Annotated in this window: 10 protein-coding genes; 4 read left to right on the top strand and 6 right to left on the bottom strand. The window is 59.4% G+C overall.

What is annotated here, in order from left to right:
- Positions 1–32 precede the first annotated feature (32 nt).
- The 3 genes from FTO74_RS18565 to FTO74_RS18555 all read left to right on the top strand — a co-directional run bounded on the left by FTO74_RS18565 (position 33) and on the right by FTO74_RS18555 (position 5,118).
- Entirely contained in the window at positions 33–2,261 is a 2,229-nt protein-coding gene (locus FTO74_RS18565; RefSeq protein ID WP_162539466.1) for a GH92 family glycosyl hydrolase, read from the top strand.
- A gap of 69 nt (positions 2,262–2,330) precedes the next feature.
- Complete coding sequence (locus tag FTO74_RS18560) at positions 2,331–3,782, top strand: CehA/McbA family metallohydrolase (RefSeq protein WP_162539465.1); 1,452 nt, start codon at positions 2,331–2,333, stop codon at positions 3,780–3,782.
- A gap of 133 nt (positions 3,783–3,915) precedes the next feature.
- Positions 3,916–5,118, top strand: a complete 1,203-nt coding sequence (locus FTO74_RS18555) for a CehA/McbA family metallohydrolase (RefSeq protein ID WP_162539464.1) — start codon at positions 3,916–3,918, stop codon at positions 5,116–5,118.
- Between the two features lie 81 nt (positions 5,119–5,199).
- On the opposite strand, the gene FTO74_RS18550 is transcribed toward FTO74_RS18555, so the two are convergent.
- Together FTO74_RS18550 and FTO74_RS18545 are read right to left on the bottom strand one after the other, a co-directional pair.
- Positions 5,200–6,015, bottom strand: coding sequence for a DUF1868 domain-containing protein (locus tag FTO74_RS18550; protein ID WP_162539463.1), 816 nt, complete (start codon positions 6,013–6,015; stop codon positions 5,200–5,202).
- 105 nt (positions 6,016–6,120) lie between these two features.
- The gene (locus tag FTO74_RS18545) at positions 6,121–9,681 is read right to left on the bottom strand and encodes a carboxypeptidase-like regulatory domain-containing protein (protein WP_162539462.1); all 3,561 of its coding nucleotides are present in this window, start codon (positions 9,679–9,681) and stop codon (positions 6,121–6,123) included.
- Between the two features lie 317 nt (positions 9,682–9,998).
- On the opposite strand from FTO74_RS18545, the gene FTO74_RS18540 reads away from it, so the two are divergent.
- Positions 9,999–11,351 carry a hypothetical protein gene (locus FTO74_RS18540; protein WP_162539461.1) on the top strand — a complete coding sequence of 451 codons (1,353 nt, stop codon included), beginning with the start codon at positions 9,999–10,001 and terminating at the stop codon, positions 11,349–11,351.
- Positions 11,352–11,385: 34 nt separating this feature from the next.
- Here the strand turns inward: FTO74_RS18540 and FTO74_RS18535 are convergent, their stop codons facing one another.
- The 4 genes from FTO74_RS18535 to FTO74_RS18520 form a co-directional block, all read right to left on the bottom strand.
- Positions 11,386–11,625, bottom strand: a complete 240-nt coding sequence (locus FTO74_RS18535) for a hypothetical protein (protein ID WP_162539460.1) — start codon at positions 11,623–11,625, stop codon at positions 11,386–11,388.
- 17 nt (positions 11,626–11,642) lie between these two features.
- Positions 11,643–12,245, bottom strand: a complete 603-nt coding sequence (locus tag FTO74_RS18530; RefSeq protein ID WP_162539459.1) for a hypothetical protein — start codon at positions 12,243–12,245, stop codon at positions 11,643–11,645.
- A gap of 153 nt (positions 12,246–12,398) precedes the next feature.
- Entirely contained in the window at positions 12,399–14,402 is a 2,004-nt protein-coding gene (locus tag FTO74_RS18525) for a S9 family peptidase (RefSeq protein ID WP_255462388.1), read from the bottom strand.
- 68 nt (positions 14,403–14,470) lie between these two features.
- Positions 14,471–17,329, bottom strand: a complete 2,859-nt coding sequence (locus tag FTO74_RS18520; RefSeq protein ID WP_162539457.1) for a TonB-dependent receptor — start codon at positions 17,327–17,329, stop codon at positions 14,471–14,473.
- Positions 17,330–18,171: the final 842 nt, after the last annotated feature.

Genomic DNA, 18,171 nt, shown 5'->3' with positions numbered 1-18,171 from the left:
ACTTCACCCTTGGGAATAGAGAAATCGCTCGAATGCAGGTAACGCTTGGTATCAGTCTTCTTCTTGGAATCTCCATGTCAATATTCAGTGCAGCCCAGACGCCGACGGCAGCAAACTCCGTGAATTTGCTCATTGGAACGGCTGGCGACGGGATGACGTTTCCCGCGGTGGGTGTGCCCTTTGGCATGACGCAGTGGACCCCGCAGACGCGCGAAGGGGAGAGAAAGTGCGTTGCTCCCTACTATGCCGTGGACGCGCGGATTCAAGGCTTTCGCGCAAGTCACTTCCTCTCCGGCTCCTGTATGCAGGACTATGGCAGTGTTACTCTGATGCCTCTCAGTGGGCCGCTTAAGGTCGATCCGAAGGAGCGCGCGTCGGCGTTTCTGCGTGAAAGCGAAGTGATCCATCCTTCGTCTTACTCGGTCGATTTGAAAGACTACGGCATCCACGTCGATATGACTGGTTCCCTGCGGAGCGGCTTCCTGCGCTTCCGCTTTAATCAAGGTGGAAAATCTTGGATCTTGGTACAGGACAACGCCCGTCCTGGTGATGGCGACATCTTGATTGATGAGGCGCACCAGGAGATCAGCGGAAGAAATGCAGTGCGGCGTCTCTACGCAGGTCGTGGCAAGTTGGCGGGCTTCAGCGGCTACTTCGTGGCTAAGTTCGATCGACCATTCCATGTTGGCGGCACCTGGTCGGGAGATGTGAAGCACGAAGGTAGCCTCTCGCAGCAGGCTGTCGCCGGGGCTCCGGGCGCTTACATCTACTTTGATCTAAAGCCTGGTGATGTTGTGCAGTCAAAGATTGGAACGTCGTTCACCAGTGTCGATGAGGCGAGGAAGAACCTCCATGCCGAGATTCGCGGTTGGAGCTTCAACCGTGTTGAGGCTCAGGCTCGCAGTAAGTGGAGCGACGCACTGGAACACGTACAGATTACGGCCGATGCGACCGACCGCACGATCTTTTATACCGCGCTCTATCATGCGTCTTTACTGCCGCGCACCTTCAGCGATGTCAGCGGAAGCTATCCGCGCTTTGCCGGAATGGGCGAGTTGGAGCAGGCCAAGGGCTTCACCTACTACGATGACTTTTCCATCTGGGATACCTTCCGCGCAGTGCATCCTCTCCTCACCATCCTCGATCCGAAGCGCGAGAGCGATATGGTTCGGTCGCTTATAGCCAAGGGTGATGAAGGTGGCTTTCTGCCTATCTTTCCTGCATGGAACAGCTATACGCAGGAGATGGTCGGAGACCATGCCGGAGCGATCATCTCCGATGCGTACTTCAAGGGGATTCGTGGCTTTGACGTAAAGGATGCCTATCGCCTGATGCGGAAGAATGCGCTGGAGTCGCCTGCGTCGGAGGCACTCTATAGCGATGGCCGCGGGCGTCGCGCGTTGCAGTCTTATCTGAAGTACGGATACATTCCGCTCGAGGATAAGGTCCCCTTCGCTTTTCATGGAGAGGAGCAGGTCTCCCGCACGCTTGAGTATGCCTATGACGATGCGCAGGTGAGCGCGATGGCGGCGGCTCTAGGACACGACGAGGATGCGGAGCTATTCCGCAAGCGAGCGCAGAACTATCACAATGTCCTTGATCCCGAGACAGGCTTTGTGCGCGGTCGCCATGTCGATGGCACGTGGGATAAGCCCTTCGATCCAGCAGGCAAGTACCACTACATCACCGAAGGCCTGCCCTTCCAGTACACCTTCTTTGTCCCGCAGGATGTGGATGGATTGATCGCTGCGCTCCACGGACGCAAGGCCTTTGTCGACAAGCTCGATGCGCTCTTCGACGGAGGATACTACGACCACGGCAACGAGCCGAGTCATCATATCGCCTATCTCTACGACTACGCTGGGGAGGCGTGGAAGACGCAGGCTCACGTGCACAAGATTATGGACGAGGGGTACCACAACGGACCTATCGGCCTGGCTGGAAACGATGATGCCGGTCAGATGTCAGCGTGGTATGTCTTCAGCGCACTCGGGTTTTATCCAGTGTCTCCAGGCACGCCGCGCTACAGCATCGGTACGCCACGTTTTGAAGACGCTACCATCCATCTGCCCGGCGGGAAGCAGTTTCATATCCATGCCAACGGTGCGCATGACGGTAAGTTCTTTATTCATGCAGCCAAGCTGAACGGTGTTCCTCTGACTCGGAACTGGATCACCCATGCAGAGATCGCGGCTGGCGGCGAGCTGGTCTTCGATATGTCGTCCGAGGCCAATCCAGAGTGGCCAGCGGCTGTTGAATAGCGGTCTTTCAGTGCCCACGCAAGTTCACGCATCTGCTAACCGAATTCATTGACCTGTGAGGTATTTCTTATGAAGCTTCTACGCTGTCTCTTCCTTCTGCTCTTTGCATGCTCGCTGCCTTTGCGGGCCGAGCTACAGAAACCGGATGTGGTGCTTGAGGGTGCCGTGACCGTAGCTCAGAATCACACGCATTTTTTTGTTCCCTTCACGGTGCCTGCTGGAGTGCATCGTATCTCGGTCGACTTCTCGTATGACAATCGTCGCGAAGAGAAGACGGTCTTCAATATCGGCATCCATGACCCGTCGGGGTTCCGTGGCCAGAGCGGCAGCAATAAGGATCACTTCACGATTGGGCCTGGTGATGCGACGCCCTCTTACATTCCCGGTACGATCCCGCCCGGCCAGTGGAAGTTCCTGATCTCGGTCTCGAACATCCGGCCTGAGGTTACGTCGAAGTATCGCGTGGAGATTCGCTTCAACTCGCCGCTCGAAGATTCGAGCTTCACGATGGAGCCGCTCGAGACTAGCCAGCGCTGGTACCGCGGCGATATGCACATGCACACCGGGCATAGCGATGGTTTCTGCGGTAGCCAGAATGGAAAGCACGTTCCTTGCCCGCTGTTTCTGACGGCGCAGACTGCGTCTAATCGCGGACTCGACTTCATCGCTATCTCGGATCACAACTCGCTGGCGCACTATGCGGAGATGCGCGAGCTGCAGCCGTACTTCGACAAGATGCTCCTTATTCCGGGACGCGAGATGACCACGTTCTACGGTCACTTCAACGCCTTTGGCATCACGCAGTACGTCAACTACCTGGTGGCCGAGAAGGACGGCCGGACAGTTGATGAGGTGATGAAGGATATCCGTGCGCTGGGTGGCATCGCTTCGATCAATCATCCGATGTCGCCTACAGGCGAGGCTTGCCGAGGCTGTGGATGGACGCCTCCCGGGACTGTTGATATGTCTCAGTTCAGCGGGGTTGAGGTCGTCAATAGCGGCCGTGTGATGGATGGGTTCTGGGATCAGCAGATTGCCAAAGGCGTGCGCCTGACTGCGATCGGCGGCAGCGATAACCACGATGCTACCAAGGCTGAGGATCAGCGCGGTGCTCTGGCGCATCCGACCACGGTGGTGCAGGCGAAGGAGCTGTCTGTTGCGGGAATCCTCGATGGGATTCGCGCCGGTCATGTCTTCATTGATCTCACCGGCTCGCGGAACAAGTTGATGGACGTCGATGCAAGCAGCGCGTCTGGAACCGCGCACATGGGAGATGCGTTGGCGATCAAGAGCGGCGTTGATCTCAAGCTGCATGTTCACGTCGTTGCGTGTGCAAACGATCAGCTGCGCATGCTGGTTGACGGCAAGGTGGCCGGTGATCCTCTACCAGTGCAGGGAGACGATCAGTCGCTCGATACCCATTGGGTGGGTGATGGCGCGAAGCACTGGGTTCGCTTTGTCGTGATGGATACGGCAGGAAATACGGTGCTTCTGGGCAATCCGGTCTACGTCAACTTTTAGGAGTTGGCCCCGTGGAGAGCTGTGCGAGCACGGGCCGCTCACCCATCATCATTCACTGCTCCTGTCTGCTGGGATAAGCGCAGGCAAGAGCGGACTGAATCCAACCTTGTACTTTCTGAGAGGAACACTGAGTATGCGTCCGCAAAAAATCTTTATGGCTGGTCTGGTTCTGGCAGGTTGCATTAGCGGTTCGGCGCTGGGGCAGACCACCCATAGCAATCCCTGGGCTCCTACTGAGCTCAATAATTTGCCTCCTGTTGCCAGCCTTACCGATGGTATCTGGCTCAAGGGCGATCTTCACCTGCACTCCCGGCACAGCAAAGATTCTTCGAATAATCCGGAGTCGAAGATCATCTCCTTTGCCGAGTCCGTCGGTATGGACTATCTCTGCATCACCGATCATGACAATCATGTTCAGGGCGATACGGCGCACAACACCTGGAACGATCCCGAGTTCAAATCGAAGTCTGTGCTGCTGCTGTATGGTGCGGAATGGACGACGACACGCGGCCATGGCAACGTGTTCTCGGCTGTGCCTTACGACGAGCAGCGGCTCTATGATGTGCGCGATCAGCGCGACGTGGTGGTGGGTGCGGTGAAAAAGGAGCTTGGCATTCACCTCTCGGCCAACCACCCGAGCGGCAAGGATCACTTCGGCTACTCCTACGATATGGTCAACTCCATTGAGGTCTGGAACTCCGCGGTCTGGCCCAAGAATGCCAACGCGATCATGATCTGGGACGACATGCTTTCGTCGGGGCGCAAGTTGACTGGGCGCGGCGGAAGCGATTCGCACCACGGCACTCCGGATACTCCCGACAAGGCAACGAAGAATAGCGTACAACGTACGGCTAATTATGTCGGTACTCCGACGACCTGGGTGTATGCAACGGCGCGTACTTCGCAGGCAGTCGTCGACGCACTGACCAACGGCCGTGTTGCCGTGAGCGCGAACCCGTATGGGCCGCGCGTCGAGTTCTATGCCGACCTCGATCAGGACGGCAAGATGGATATGATGATGGGCGACAACGTGAAGGCGACGGGCAAGCCGGTAAAGTTCCGCGTGCAACTGACGGGCAACACCGTTGCGGGTGCTACCTATACCGTGCGCGTGGTGAAAGACGGCAACCCGTTCAGCACCCTGCAAGCGACGGGTGGCAAGACGACCGCGGTTGAGTTCACCGATACTCCGGTATCGCTGGGGCGCACCTACTACCGCGTCGAGGTCGAGGGACCGCAGACGGCTTACCCGCAGGTTCCGGGATCAATGGCGTTGAGCGGCAACATGGTTGGTCTGTCGAACCCGCTCTACTTCAACTTCGATCCAAACTTTTAGTTAGTTCCGCTTTATTGCAGCAAGAGAAAAGCGTACAGCGCCTGGTCGGGCTGTACGCTTTTTGTCTTGTTGTGTGTGGGCTTACGAGCACTTGAGCAGCAGTTGCGGATCGAAGCGGAACATATCCGGGAAAGTGCAGTACTCGGGATTGCCGAACTCCAGAACCGGCTGTGCGTCGATGATGCGCTGAACGTGTGTCTTGAGCATCTCGCGATAGGCACTCTGCTCCTGGTCCGTGAACGGCGCAATCTGGTAGGACATGGTGATGTGGAACACGTAGGCGGCGTGGTCCTTGAGCTTGAAGCCGTAGATCTCGGAGATGTGGTCCCTGATGGAGCGCAGCTTGATGTTTTCATTGTCATCTGCGGGCATCATGCGCAGCGTGCAGGCCGTCGAGTAGCTGAGGGTGGATGCCTGATTGATGCGCACGCGTATCGGTAGCTCGCAGGCAAGGTGCGCCTTCGCTATCCTCTCGCCGACCATGCGGTTGCAGACCTCGATGGGAGCGTCCGCGGGCACATAGGAGGGCCATCCGGAGACCGTGCGGTCCTGATCGTTGGCTCCGGGAAAGATAGTCATGTGATAGCTGTCAGGTGAGGTCGGCCCCAGCTTGTGGTAGAAGGGAGCCTTTACCAGGGCATCGTGGAGCTCAAGCATCGCATCGCGCATGGCACACTGAACCGGCAGGTGACAGATGACGGTGTTGCCGGCGAAGGGGCGCGGCGTGCCCTCGGGTGTGAACTTGAGCTGTGTATCCCGGTTAGGAATGTGAGGGGCAGAGGGCGCGGTCTGCAGGGCGCTTGCAAAGAGATTCGTTGGCAGCAGGCTGGCTGCTGCCAGTGCCGACGACTGCATCAGGAAATCACGGCGGGAAGATGGGTTGTTATGCTGCGACAAAGTTTGGATCCTTTCCTGAATAGCGCGATGGGAGACAAACAGATTGTGAGAGGGGCGGCAGCTCGACTGCTGCTGCCGCCGCATCTCGTTGGTGGAGAGCTAGTGTTAGAACGCCAGCCGCAGTGCGAGCTGCACCTGGCGCGACGGGTAGACGCTGCTGCTGCCGGTAAAGCTGCCGAAGCCGCTGGCGTAGCTGGGAGCGCCCGACGTGCTGTTGACCGAGCCTATGTTGGTGGAGGGGCTGATGTAGTTGGTGGAGTTGAAGACGTTGAACGCTTCGATGCGGAACTCAATTTTATACCGATCGTTCGGTAGGCTGAACTTCTTGTGGGCCGCGAGATCGAACTGACCGAACGCGGGTCCACGAAGACTGTTACGGCTTGCGTTGCCGAAGATCTGCGTGCCGGACGGAATCGCCACTCCGGGCGGAGGCGTTGTGCCTGAGCCGGGGATGAAGTATCCGTTGAGTGAGCTGTCGGTCTTGGTCAGGGTGTGGCCGTATACCGCCGAGACCGGACCGGTGAGGTTGGGGCGCAGCGAGTAGGAAGCGCTGGTGGTGGAGACCACCTGGTTGCTGCTCGCCGTGTAGTTCAGGTTGATCGGAACGCCGCTGGTGACGACGTTGATGCCGGTCAGCTGCCAGCCGCCCAGTAGCTGCTGTTGCCACCCCGGAGCACTCGATCCAAAGCGATGGCCGTGGCCAAAGGGAAGGTCGAGGATAGCCGACGTGGTGTTGTTCAGGGGCTGGTTGTAACCGGAGGGACCGCGGTCACCGGCAGGGTTGGCTGTGTTGACCAGGGCGCTGTCGCCGTTCTGCGTCTCGAGGTCGGCGCTGGAGAGATCAATGCCACGCGACCAAGTAAACGAGTTGATGAGGAAGAGGCCATGCGAGAAGCGGCGTTCGAGCTTGGCCTGGAGCGAGTGGTAGATCAGGAAGCCGACGTTGGTCTCCGTCAGGATATCCGTGAAGTTGGCGATGGGGCGGCGGTTGAGCAGAGATGTGTTGCACTGGCCACCGGCGTTTGCAGGCACCTCGCTGGGCAGGCAGGTTCTTGCCTGGTTGAAGTCTTCGAGCGTCGCGATATGCACGGTGTGGTTGCCCACGTAAGACAGCTCAAGGGTGGACTGCAAGGGCAGCTCCTGCTGCACGGAGAGGTGAAACGCCTGTACGTACGCGGGTTTGAAGTCCTTGGGGGTGTAGTGGGTCTGCGCCTTGGTAGTGGAAAAGTTGGTGGGCCCGGCAAAGTTCGTCTGATAGCCGTCCTGCGTGCGGCGGAAGCAGGTGGTGGGGTCCTGGGTCAGCGAGGAGCAGAGCCCCTGGCTGGGCGTCTGGTTGCTGGGCAGGGTCGCGTTGTAGTTGTTCGGTCCGTTGTAGGCGAGCAGGCCCTCTCCTCCGAAGCGGAAGAGGTAGGCATAGCTGATGCCGTAGCCACCGCGGATTACCGTCTTCGGTGACGTCTGATAGGCAAAGCCTACGCGTGGGCCGAGGTTGGTGTAGACGGGATCGACCAGGCCGCGGTCGGCGAGCGAGTTTCCGCCGGTGTAGTGGATGTTGTAGACGTGGCCCGGCGCGGTGCTGTTGATGTCCGTGCCGGTGCCTGCTGCGAGCAGACGGTCGTTGACGGGATCGAAGTTGTAGAACTTGTTGTCCTGCTCATAGTTCGGCGACATGAACTCGTAGCGCAGACCGATGTTCACAGTGAGATTCGGCAGCGGCTTCCAGTCATCCTGAACGTAGCCCATGTGCCAGTAGCGAAGATAGTTGACCTCGTTCGGAGCGTTGAGCTGGTAGTTGCTGCGTGCGCCGAAGAGGAAGTCGGTGAGGTTGGCAGCCTGTGCGGTGCTGGATGAGCCAGGCGTGCCGGGGGGCGGGCTGTACGAGCTGAAGGAGCCCGCGTAGGTGTCCTGCCCGAACTTGGGATGGAAGTCGGAGATGGCCTGCGAGAGCCAGCCGAACTCGTAGCCTACCTTCAGGCTGTGGTGGCCGTGGACCCAGGTGTAGTTGACCTTGGGATTGGCTTGCGTCGGGTTGTTGAACTGGGGGTTGGTGCCCTGCTCGCCGAACTGGGTGAAGCCGGAGACGCCCTGCGCGTTCAGCCCGCCGGTGTAGGTTGGGTCCTGCGGAACGTTGGGGATGCCTGCGAGGAAGTTCGGTGCGCCGAGGAAGACGGGCTGCTTGCCGCTCTCGGTCCAGGTCTCGCCGAAGCGCAGCTCGAGGATGGAGTTCGCGGTGACGGTCCAGTTGTAGCCTGCGGCAATCTGCCGCGTCCTGGCGTACAGGGTGCCGTTGCTGTTGCCGCCCGCTGCTCCAGGGAACGGCGGCGGCTGGAAGTAGGTGACGGCGCGCTGGCTATAGCGGAAGAAGCCGTTCTGCTTTTCGTTGAGCACGTAGTCCACGCGTGCATCGCCCTTGTTATCGACGGTCGGTGCGGCGGGGAGGTACTGGTAGTTGGCGGCGGTAAGCCCGGCCCCAGGAATGTTGGGTGTGGGCAGAGCCTTGAAGGCAGCGAGCGCGATGGGGTCGATGTTGGGATCGTTCAGGGGAACCTGGCCGTTCAAGTACGCTTTGCCCGTATACGGGTTCTTGACGGGGACGGGAGTGCCTGTGGCGGTGCCATCGACGGTGAAGAGGCCGGTCAGCTCTGCTGCTGTCGGCAGGGTCGCCGTTGTCAGGGCGTGCGAGATGGAGCGCAGGCCCTCGAAGTCCATGAAGAAGAAGACGCGGTCCTTCAGGATCGGTCCGCCGAAGGTTCCGCCGAACTGGTTCTGCACCAGCGTGGGCTTTACGCCGGTTCCGTAGAACGGGCCAAAGGCGTTGAGGACGGTGTTGCGGAAGTAGTCGTACGCGCCGCCGTGGAAGGCGCTGGTGCCGCTGCGTGTGGTCGCGTTGACGATAGCGCCGCCAGCCCGGCCATACTCGGCCGAGTAGTTGTTGGTCTGGACCTTGAACTCCTGCAAGGCGTCGGGCGAGGGGATGACTGCCTCGTTGGAATAGCCCTGGTTGGCCTCCTGGTAGGCGTTGTTGTCGATGCCGTCGAGGGTGAAGTTGTTATCCATCGAGGTGAGGCCGTTCACGTTGTAGGAGGCATCGCGCGGCGGGGTCGAGGCCACCGTCGCGATCAGCGAGCGGCGCACACCGGGAACGAGTTGCGCCAGGTCGGCGTACGAGCGGCCATTGAGCGGCAGCACGACCGCTTGAGCACCCTGTACCGTCTCGCCGCGATCGCTGGTCTCGGTCTCGAGCTGGGCCGCCGCGCCTGAGACGTTTACCGTCTCGGTGGCTGCTCCGAGCTGCAGGGCAAGATCGACACGCTGACGTGCTCCGACGTTAACGGTGAAGTTATCCGTCCTGGACACCTGAAAGCCGGGGGCGGTGACGGAGATGCTGTACTCGCCGGGCTGCACGCTGTCGAACTCGTAGGAGCCGCCGGCATCGGTCTGGTGTACGACCTTGACGCCCTTGGCCACGTTCAACAGCTCCACGGTGGCCGAGCTGAGCGTGGCGCCGGATGGGTCCTTGATGTTGCCGAGCACCGCGCCCGAATCGAACTGGGCACGAGCGTTGACCCAGCTCCCGATCGTCAGCAGCAGAAGAAGCAGGCGGGCAGGAGCCCACGTGCCGTGCCGACGATGAAACCTCGTAGGACTGCTTTTATTAATCTTCATTGCGTTCGCTCCATAAGTTGTTGTTTGTTTAGAATCCCGTTTGTATGTCACTTCACTGGATGACACATGCGATCCCATGCACCGGTATGAGCCACTGACTGCGTGTGAAAGGGGTGCCAGTTAGAAGTAGCAGCGGTCTTGTGGTTCACCAATGCAATTCACGGCTACGCGTCTCGATACAGTCCGCAAGTTTTATGGAATGAGTGATTTACGTGGGGATCATGTGTCGCGATACAGTGAACGCCGTGTTAATATTCATGCGGGGTTCATGCGCTGCTGCTGTAATCATCTCGGACCCAATGAATCGAATGAAGCGAATGCCTGAGGTTCTTGGATCGTCGTCTCCTCAAGTTGCTCTTGCCGCGGATTGGCCATCACTTGCCCACCGCGAACTGGTGAGCCGCATTGTGATCTCGCCCACGTTTGCCAAAAGTGAGCGTCTCTGCTCGCTGCTGACGTATGTCTGCGACATGGCCCTGAAGGGTCGCGACTCCGAGATCAATGAGCAGAAGATCGGCCATGCGGTCTTTGGGCGTTCGCTGGACTATGACTCCTCCATCGACGGTATCGTGCGCACACAGGCCAGCCGCCTGCGTCAGCGGCTCGATCTGTACTTTCAGCACGAGGGCGTCGATGAGCCGGTGCGCATCGTCATTCCCAGAGGCAGCTATGTGCCGATCTTTGAGTCCCGGCCCATCGCCGAGCCGCCGCAGATGCCCGAGCTTCAACCTGCGGCGAGTGCTCCTTTAGCGCCGATGGCACCGCCATTGGAGATGCTCTCCGACAGGCAGCACCCCGGAAGCAATATGGCTTTGTGGGCTCTTTGTGGTGTGCTAGCCCTGGCGCTCGCCGCGATCCTGCTGCGTGACTACACGCGACGCGATACGAGTGCGTCCCGGATAGCGGCCCACCCGCTCTGGGGACAGATGTTCTCGTCGAAGTATCCGACGCTGGAGGTGCCGGGGGACTCGGGGCTGGTGATGTATCACAACTTCGATGACCGCGACATCTCGCTGAACCAGTATCTGCTCGGGGATTATCGCAGTGCCAAGGCAAACTCAGTGATGCACTCGTCCGCGTCGGAGTGGCCAAATGTGCAGGTCGAAGTTGCCACCCGGCGTTACACCTCGATCGTCGATCTTGAGGCCGCTGCAACGCTGGCCCAGATTGCGCAGTCGGCCCATAGCACCATGCAGGTTCGTTACGCGCGCGATCTGCGGCCGAACGACCTGAAGGCCGGAAACGTTATCTTGATCGGAGCCTTCGAGGCCAACCCGTGGGTTGAGCTCTTCGAGCGCAATATGAACTTCTCGCTGCACAACAATCGCAAGGCGCATGTGTTCTCCGTCCTGAACCGCTCGCCGAACGCCGGTGAACCGACTCATTGGGAGTCGGCTGGCAACGATCCGCAGCGGCGTGTCTATGGCCTGGTCGCCTTCATGCCGAACATCTCGAGAGACGGCAATGCATTGATCGTCGAGGGCACCTCGATGGCGGGCACGGAGGCGGCGTGGGACTTCGTCTCGGACGACACGGAGCTGCTGCCATTTCTGAAGCGGATCAAACGGCCTGATGGCACGATTCCGCACTTTGAGCTGCTGCTCGAGACGCAGAACATGAGTTCGAGCGCGGTGCATAGCAATCTGCTGGCATGGCGGATCACGAACTGATCCTTCGCTTTGTACGGCGCTCGTCTGCGGCGAGTTACTTGAAGAATTGCAGCAGTACGCCTGCAAGCATTCCGAAGGCGGAGAGCACGCGAACCCACTCCAGCGCGTGTCGTTCAAACTGGAGGTCTTCAAGCGTTCTGCGATACGAAGTATTCTCGATATCCATCTGATTCTTGATGGCTCGGCAGAGGAAGTCGCGCTCCCACCAGAAGGTGGCGAGGAAGACCGCCGTGGCTATAGCGAGCAGTGCAGCGCCGATGAGCCTAAGACTCATAGTTATCTGTCAGGCCACTAGGGATGGCAGCTTTGAAAGTTGGAGGAGGCGTCGGCGCGGGTCGGGTTGCAGAGCGGTGAGTAGGATCGCATTCCTCCCTCCAACTGCTTCTGCTTCAGCGTCTCCATCTGCAGTTGCTGATAGCCGTTTGCCGCTGCCGAGCCGCCGCCGCTCTGGCTCTTGCGATAGGCGGTCATGGCGGAAAATGCCATTACTTCGGCGAGCCGCACCTGCTGCTCCACGGGATCGGGCGATGCCAGGATCTTGGCCCGGTAGGTTTGCACAAACGACGCTAATTGCTGCTGGTTGGTGTGCGCGAAGTAGCTGTTCAGGTAGGGCTGGTTGTGCTCGATGCTGGCCAGTCCCTGGCGCATTCCCTGGTCCATGCCGGGATAATCCTTCGGGATGGCGCGGCGCATCTGCGCGATGAACTGAGGCCCCGGAGGCGATATGTGGAAGAGCGTAGCTCCATAGGCGTTGGCACGCTGGAGTGCTTGCAGGCTCGCGTCGCTGAGGACGGGCTGTGATGCCTGCGGCGGTGCCCCGGCCAGGCAGGTACTGATGCTGAAGCAGAGGCACAGCAAGCTGCAGAGCTTGAGGATCGTTGGTTGGAAGCGCATCACCCCTCCATGCAATCGACAAAAGAATAGGGCGCTTACGTTACATGATGAAAAACGAAGTCCATGCTGCTGTGTCGCTGCATGAAAATAAGCAGCTACCGCCGCTTCCTTTGCAAGAAGGAAGCGGCGGTAGTTGGGAAGAGCTTTGTTGGGTTACTTCGGCTCGACGTGTGCGTTAGCCGCGGTTCCGGGGAAGGCTACCTCGTCCGGCGATGTCGTGACCGTGCCGTACTTGGGGTTGATATAACGCTCGAGGAAGACAAGCTCCTTTTGCATGGCATCGAGCCGGTGGGCAGGATTGGACAGGCCGTGAAGCTCGTTGGGATAGGTGAAGTAGAAGTAAGTCTTATGGTTGGCATGAAGCGCTCTTGCAAACGCGGCGGCTTCACCGGGAGGAACCTGGGGATCGTTCTCGCCGTGGATAATCATCAGCGGGGTCTTGATCTTATCGACCGAGAGCAGCACGTTGGCCTTGGCGTAGACCTCCGGCTTCTCCGTGGGAGTGCCGCCCATCTTCATCATCCAGCGCACGGCGGAGTGCGGGTTGGTGCGGTAGACGAACATCTCGCGGTCGACGACACCGGCCATCTGGATGGCAGCGGCAAAGAGATCGGGATACCGCGTGATGGCGTAGCCGACCATGGTGCCGCCGTGGCTGAGGCCGCAGATGGCGATGCGCTTGGGATCGGCGAGGCCGCGGTCGATCAGGTACTGCGCGCCTGCGGCTACATCGTCCGTCTCGCCGCCGTTCGAGTCTTCAACGTTGAGGTTGCGGAAGGCTTCACCGTATCCCGAGCTGCCACGATAGTTGGGACGAAGCACGATGTAGCCAGCCTGTGCGAGGTACTGGTACTGAGGCCAACCGGCGTCGCGGTCGAAGTCGAAGTTGTCCTGCCCCTCGGGGCCGCCGTGGATGAAGAGGATCGTGGGTAGCTTGGTGCCGGGCTTCATGTTGGGCGGCGTGTAGAGCAGACCGGCGATCTCTTTGCCGTCCTTGCTCTTCCATGTGACGCGCTGCGGCACCTGCGCGCTCGAAAAGTTCGTCGGCGTGGTGTGGGTCAGGTACTTAGGCGTGGATGCGGATAGATCCTGCACGAGGAGGTCGGGCGATTCAATCGGCGACTGATGATTGAAGTAGATGCTCTTGCTATCCGGAGCCCACTGTGGGCGGGCAGACATGCCGGGGACATCGAACTTCGTCACTAGTTTTGCGGTGCCGCCTTGCGCCGGTATCACCCAAAGGTTGGTGGCTTCGAGCAGGTCACGGTTCGAGATGAATGCGATGCTCTTGCCATCGGGTGAGAACGCGGGGTTCTCATCTTCAAACGAGCCGTCGGTGATCTGCTTGGGAGCGCCGCCCGTCTTGGGCAGAAGATAGATGTGGTTCCAGCCGGAGTTCTGCAGCACGGTGGCAATCGTCTTGCCGTCCGGGGACCATGTGACACCGCGAATGGACCAGCCGCCGCCACGGTCGATGGGAGAGGTGTACAGCACCACAGGAGCGCCGACAGGCTGGCCTGCCTTGGGGTCGAACTTGATGAGGTTGATGCGGCCGCTGAAGTACTCTTTGCCATTGCTGGTGTAGACGATCTCGTCGCCACTCGGCGACCACTGGCCGCTCTGGGCCTCGTCGTGCGGAGGGGTGATGAAGGTCGTCTCGCTGCCATCGACGCTGACGACCATCAGGCTTGCGGTGCCACGGCGTCCGCTCGCGAAGAGTATCCAGTGGCCGGAGGGTGACCACTCAGGGCTGCGGTCGCCGGACTGGCGCGGGTCGCCACCGGCTCCGGTGCCGGGGGTGGTAAGACGGTGCGGGGCTCCGCCACTGGCCGAGACCACGAAGATGCCGCCCTGGCTGGCGTAGGCGATGCTCTTGCCGTCGGGCGACCAGGCCAGGCCGGACTTGGCTCCGGCGGTGCTGGTAAGGGTTACGGGCCATCCGCCCTCGGAGGGCATCAGTTGAATCTGTCCGGCGCGGGCGAGCGCGATGGTCTTGCCGTCAGGAGAGAGCGCGGAGTCGCCGATGGGGTCGGCGGAGAAGAGATCCTGCAAGGTAAGCCGAGGACTCTCTTCTGCGACGGCTAAGCCACCAGTGGCGAGTGGAAGAAGCAGGGCAAAGCAGGCAAGGTTGTGGCATAGCCGACGAAGCGGATACATGATGATTCCTTTCATCAATAGAGTTCAACAGGGCAGTGCGGCGGCATGAGCTGCCGCCGCACCGCTGGTTAGAAGCGATAGCGCACGCTGAACTGCGCCGAACGAGGTGCCTGGATCGTTTGCAGCGTACCAAAGGTCGCAGTGGCGGAGCTATTGGTGCCGTTTACAAACTGCTGTCCCGCGCCCTGGTTGGTGATGTTCAGGATGTTCATGTCAGCCTCGATCGACTGTCGATCAGTGAGTTTGAACTCACGTCCGACGAGCGCGTTCAGCTGGATGAGCCAGGGGCAGAAGATCTGCCCGATACCGCGATTCGCGTACTTGAAGCGGTAAGTCGTCGCCAGTGGGTTGGATACGGTGCGGCCATTGACGGACAGGGTCGCGGGTCCATGGGAGCCATCGTAGCTGGCCAGGGTCAGGGTGACGGGGCCGCCAGGAGTGCCGGACTGGGCCGTGAAGACGCTGGCCACACGCAAGTTCCAAGGCGCGCGCCAGGTGATGCCGGTGCGCTCCTGGTGGCGTTGCCACATGCGGTTGCGAGTGTCGCCCGTGTAGTCGTTTGTCGGGTTGCTCGAGATGTTTCCACGCACGGAGCCGAGTCCGGCGTTGTTCGCGAACTTCGTCGGCTCAAGGATCGCCGCTGGATCAAAGGGCTGGAAGGTTCCGGCGAGATGATCGGGCGAGTAGGTGTAGGTGCTGAAGATTTGCAGCTTCTTCGTCTGCTTGCTGGCCGTCATCTCGATGCCCTGGTAGACGAACCAGTTCCAGTGGTTGTTGGTGACGTAGAAGGTATTGTTGAGCGCCGGATTCACCAGACCGCCCCAGACCGTGCCCGTTGAGGTCGTGGTGTAGATCTGGTTGGTGTCGTACTCGGCCGGACGGTCTCGGTACTCGCGGTCGATGTAGCTGACGTCGATCAGCACCTGGCCAGGCAACTGGGTGCGATAGCCCACCAGCCACTCTCGCACAAAGCCCTGATGGCGGCCCGGATCGAAGGTCTTGCCCGGCGTCAGGGCGGTGCTGCCCGGAGTCACAAAGGTGACGACTCCCGTGGGATTTGTAACCGTTGGTGTTTCGTAATAATTATCCGTGGTGGTGACGGTGCTGGTGCCGGCCGTGCCGAGATAGCTGAAGTTGGTAATGTCGGTCAGCTTCGTCCAACTGGCGCGGATGACGTTCTTCTCGTTCTTGGTCAGGATGTAGGCGGCACCGACGCGAGGCGCGTAGTTCCACGAGTGTTGGATGACGACCTTGAAGATCTCATCTTTAGCCGAAACCCAGTCCGGACGCAGACCGCCGGTCAACGTCAGGCGGCGGAAGGGACGCCAGCGATCCTGGATGTACCAGGCATAGTCGTTGGCGGCAGTGTATGCAGCCAGATTGCTGCTCTGGTTGACCGACTGCGTATGGAAGACGGTGTAGCCTGACGCGGGATTGTTGGGGTCCTTGAGAACGGCATCCTCCTGGATCAAATTGCCGTTGTTGGCGTAGAGCACGGTCTCCTTGGTGCGCTCGTGCGGCTCGAGATAGAAACCCGCCTCCATCTCATGCGTGCCCCATCCTTTCGGAATGTAGTAGGTCACATCGCCGCTGATGGTGGGCTTGCGCGCCGGCTCCAGCGTGATGGAGCTCAGATTGTTAAGCGTGGCTAGAGATGATCCCTGGCCGATGAGCTTACCGGCGGAGAGGGAGTTCGTTGCATAGACATCAACCTCAGGCAACGCGCCTACACCTCCAATAGATTCGGCACTGTGGTTGTAGCTCTTGTTGTTGAACGAGGCGAGGAAGCGCGTGGTCAAGCGGTCGTTCCACTGCGAGATGAGGCGCGCGCCGTAGGCTCCGCCGCCGTACTGCGTACGGTTGATGTTCGCCGCGTACCACTGGGAGTTCGCGTCCTGCCTGCGGCTGTCGTACTGGAAGAGGCCCATAAGCCGGTGCTTCGGAGTGAGTTGGATGGTGGTGTTGGCCAGCGAGACGAAGCCGCGTGCCTCGTTATCGAACGGGCTGTAGGTTGGATCGATGCCTGTCAGGTAGGCGCTTTGACTCGCCGTGCGGCTGATGCCGTCGTTGCGGTTGATATAGCGGCCGGAGAAGAAGAACCAGGCGCGCTCGCGCTTGATGGGACCACTCAAGGTAAAGTCCGGCTGCTCGGTGGTCGTCTGGGAACTGACGCCGCCGGGGGTGTTGCTGCCGTTCAGCGTCCTGAGTCCCATCAGGTAGTAGACCGTGCCGTGGAACTTATCGCTGCCGGTTGGCGTGCCCAGGTTGATGACCATGCCCATGGCGGCGGGAGAGGATGCGTCGTTAGCTCCGGTCTTGATCTGGATATCGCCGACCGACTCGTTGGCAATGCTGATGGAGTTGGAAGGCCAGTTTTGCTGAAAGCTGCCGATGTCCATACCGTCCATCAGGACCGCGTGATTTTCATTCTCCGAGCCACGCAGAAAGTAAGTCTGGCCGCCCTCGGCGTCGCTATTGGCGCTGATGATACCGGGAGTTACCTGCAAGGAGTCGGACCAGTCATGACGGACAGTAACTGGAATATTCCGGAGTAACTCGCCGCTAAGATTGACGGCCTGCTCGGCGCTCTGGGTGTCGATCAGAGGAGCGTCACCGGAGACCTCGACCGATTGCGTCTCCGATCCAACCTTGAGCCCGATATCGACCGTGACGTTGAGTCCGGCGCTTACGATCAGGCCAACGCGCACGAACTTCTCGAAGCCCGGCATCGTGGCTTCCACGGTGTAGTCCACGCCGATGGGTAACTCGATCAGGCGATAGTTACCTTCAGCGTCACTTACTGCTTTGAAGGTTCCACCTACCGTGGGGCAGTGCGCGAGGATCTGGACTCCAGGCAGGATCGCCCCGGAGTTATCCGTGACCCGGCCATAGATGCTGCCATCCGCGGATGTCTGTGCCAGAGTCATGCTGGAGGCGAAGAGAAATAACATTAGGAGAACGACTAACTTCCTCGGCCCTGTCAGGAGGGAAGCATAAAAAGCGGACAAGGCGCCCAGGTAAGATGGCGCGATATATTCAACGGTGACTGTTCGGTCTACTGGCATGAAGCTGCTCCTGAAATGACAGATGTGTTGCTGCCCATCGAGGCTTGACTAAGTACGTCGCCGCGTATGGAGCTGGTCGGCCTGAATCGGCGGTCTGTGTGGGCCTGGAATACCATGGGCGTCCCAGGGCAGCGGCATTGCAATTGCCGCTGCTAATTCGAACAAACAGATCTCTAGAGAGAGGCAGCTTTAGACCGGAGTGCCAGATGATCTACAGGGGACTGCGAACTTCTCTATGCTGATTTTTGGGTGTGGCCAGTATGAGATATCACCGATCAGACACAGGGGCAGTACTCTCCCTGCATCTAAGTTCCGAAGGCTCTTCGATGGATTTCTCTATCGAGTAACTCGAAACTCTAGTGCAGACAGACGGCACTGAAAACTGGTTTACCTGTGTATCTGATTGTGAAGCGGAGGAGTGTCCGGTGGTGCGGTGTTAGCAACAACAACAGGCGATATCGGACGACGCATTTACCGCGCGCATGTCCTGGAGTCCGGAGATAAAAAACCGTAGCTTCATAATCGCCCTTGATGTTGCGTGTTGGAGCGATGCTATAGGAGCTGCGTCCAAAGATCAATATCTAACTTGCTTGCGCTTGAGTTACTGGTCTCTAGTCCTGTCTTATCTGGGCTTCCCCAACCAGCGTCGTGTGGCTCATCGATAGGGCGGGTCTGAGTTATGCAGAACTTATAAGATGGCTATT

Origin of the sequence: Granulicella sp. WH15 (assembly GCF_009914315.1) — a bacterium.
Lineage (GTDB): Bacteria > Acidobacteriota > Terriglobia > Terriglobales > Acidobacteriaceae > Edaphobacter.
The sequence above is the reverse complement of the archived record's forward strand: the minus strand, read 5'-3'. Positions and strand labels throughout refer to the sequence as shown.